Source organism: Marmoricola sp. Leaf446 (assembly GCF_001424755.1).
GTDB lineage: Bacteria > Actinomycetota > Actinomycetes > Propionibacteriales > Nocardioidaceae > Marmoricola.
In genome coordinates this window covers 1-1,870 of sequence record NZ_LMRF01000008.1, presented here as the reverse complement: position 1 = coordinate 1,870, position 1,870 = coordinate 1, and the positions used below count along the sequence as shown (strand labels likewise).

4 protein-coding genes are annotated in these 1,870 nt (G+C 71.1%); 3 read left to right on the top strand and 1 reads right to left on the bottom strand.

All coding sequences use genetic code 11. The annotated features are described in order from the left end of the window. The 3 genes from ASG49_RS18075 to ASG49_RS18065 all read left to right on the top strand — a co-directional run. Positions 1-331: sulfurtransferase (locus ASG49_RS18075; protein ID WP_255355152.1), on the top strand; the 331-nt coding region annotated here is incomplete at its 5' end. A gap of 2 nt (positions 332-333) precedes the next feature. Continuing rightward, on the top strand, positions 334-630 hold the full coding sequence (locus ASG49_RS18070) for a DUF1416 domain-containing protein (RefSeq protein WP_056545102.1): 297 nt from the start codon (positions 334-336) through the stop codon (positions 628-630). Positions 631-737: 107 nt separating this feature from the next. Next, a complete protein-coding gene (locus ASG49_RS18065; protein WP_156384428.1) occupies positions 738-1,193 on the top strand; it encodes a VanZ family protein in 456 nt (151 codons plus the stop codon). Positions 1,194-1,626: 433 nt separating this feature from the next. On the opposite strand, the gene ASG49_RS19495 is transcribed toward ASG49_RS18065, so the two are convergent. Beyond that, complete coding sequence (locus ASG49_RS19495; RefSeq protein ID WP_255355151.1) at positions 1,627-1,773, bottom strand: D-aminoacyl-tRNA deacylase; 147 nt, start codon at positions 1,771-1,773, stop codon at positions 1,627-1,629. Between the last annotated feature and the right edge of the window lie 97 nt (positions 1,774-1,870).

Here is a 1,870-nt window from a genome sequence, read left to right as displayed (position 1 = left end):
GCTCGCCCCGGCCCACCTCCCGCAGGAGCAGGCGCAGCGCGCCGGCCACGTGCCCACGTCGCTGAACGTGCCGTGGAGCAAGAACTGCAACGACGACGGCACCTTCAAGTCCGACGAGGACCTCAAGGCGATCTACGCCGAGGTCGGCATCGACGACAGCAAGGACACCATCGCGCTGTGCCGCATCGGTGAGCGCTCGTCGCTGACCTGGTTCGTGCTCAAGGAGATCCTGGGCCACCAGAACGTCAAGAACTACGACGGATCGTGGACCGAGTACGGCTCCCTCGTGGGTGTGCCGATCGCTCTCGGCGACGAGCCCGGGGAGGCCTGAGCATGTGCGGAGCCACCGAGGGCGGCCTGTCGCTCGACGGCATCGACGTGGCCAAGGAGGCCATCATCCAGGGCCGCGTGACCCGGGGTGAGGAGCCGGTCGGCAACGCCTACGTGCGCCTGCTCGACCGCACCGGCGAGTTCACCGCCGAGGTCCCCACCTCGGCTACGGGCCACTTCCGGTTCTTCGCCGGCAACGGCGACTGGACGCTGCGCACGCTGGCGCCGAAGGCTGAGCCGGTCGACACCAAGGTGACCGCCCGCAAGGGGTCGGTCGCCGAGGTCGCTGTCGCCGTCTGACGTTGTGACGCGGTCGGTCAGCCCGACACCGTCGGTCGAGCCCGTCGAGACCCGTCCGGGGCTCGACGGGCTCGCGTGCGTCGGCGCCGTTCCGGCACACTGGCCCCGTGCCGGAGCCAACCTTGACGTCGCGCAGACCCGCCCGCAAGGTCGTCATGGCCCGCGTGCTGCTCGCGCTGTGCTTCGTGGGCTTGGCCGCCGCCGTGCTCTCCCCGAGCAACGGTCTGCAGGACCACGTGCTGCGCCGCATCGGCGAGATTGCCGTTGCCCGTAGGCTCCCGTTCCAGCTCGTGGCCGAGCAGCGTCTCGAGATCGCGGCCAACGTCGCCATCGTCGTGCCGATCGGTGCACTAGGTCCCCTCGCGTTTCCCCGGCTGCGTTGGCAGGACTGGGCGGCGTATGCCTTCATCGGGGCGATGGGCGTCGAGCTGGCGCAGGGCCTGCTGTTGCCCGACCGCGAGATGTCTGCCACCGACGTCGTGGCGAACACCCTGGGAGCGACGCTGGGAGCCGTGCTCGTCACCGTCGGCCTCCGCGCTTTCCGAGCCCGGCGGAGCGGCTAAGGTCTAGCATCGGCGTTGTGCCGGGTCGGCAGCCGGAATCGAAGCCGCCCCCGAGGTGCCCAACGAGTTCGCCGTGGCCTGCCGGGAGGCCTGCCGGCGAGCGCTCGGCGCGCGGAGCAGCGCTGCGAAGCATCGCAGACCGGCGCAATATCGCCCGGACTTCGCCGCCCGGACCCATGCCACCGGCGTCGGTCGAGCCACCGGCGTGGAGACCTCACCCCGCGTCGAGCTCCCCGAACGCCCCGGCAACTTGGTCATCGGCACCCACCGGGCCGAGCCAAGGCCCGATCTGGGGGGTACGTGGTTCGAACACGTGCGGGACAGCTACCTGTTCGTCCAGCTCCTGCTGATGGCGTTGGCGCTGCTGCTCGTGCTCGGTGCACTAAGTCCTGGGTCGGGCCTTCACCGCTGCGGTCGGTGTACCTGACCCGCCTCAGCGCGCGGGTGTCTGCAGCAGCAGCGCGACCGGCCCGTCGTTGACGAGCGCGAAGGCCACGTCGGCCCCGAACACGCCGGTCTCGACGCGGCTCCCGGCGCTGCGCGGCGTCTGACGAACGGCCTCGTAGACCGACTCGCTCACCGACCCGGGAGCCGCAGTCTGCCAGGTGGGGCCCCCGGCCCTTGCGGGCGTCGCCGTACAGCGTGAACTGGCTGACGACGAGCACCGGGGCCCCGGC

Coding starts and splice junctions, on each gene's coding strand:
- ASG49_RS18070 (WP_056545102.1), top strand. CDS start 334: ATGTGCGGAGCCACCGAGGGCGGCCTGTCGCTCGACGGCATCGACGTG.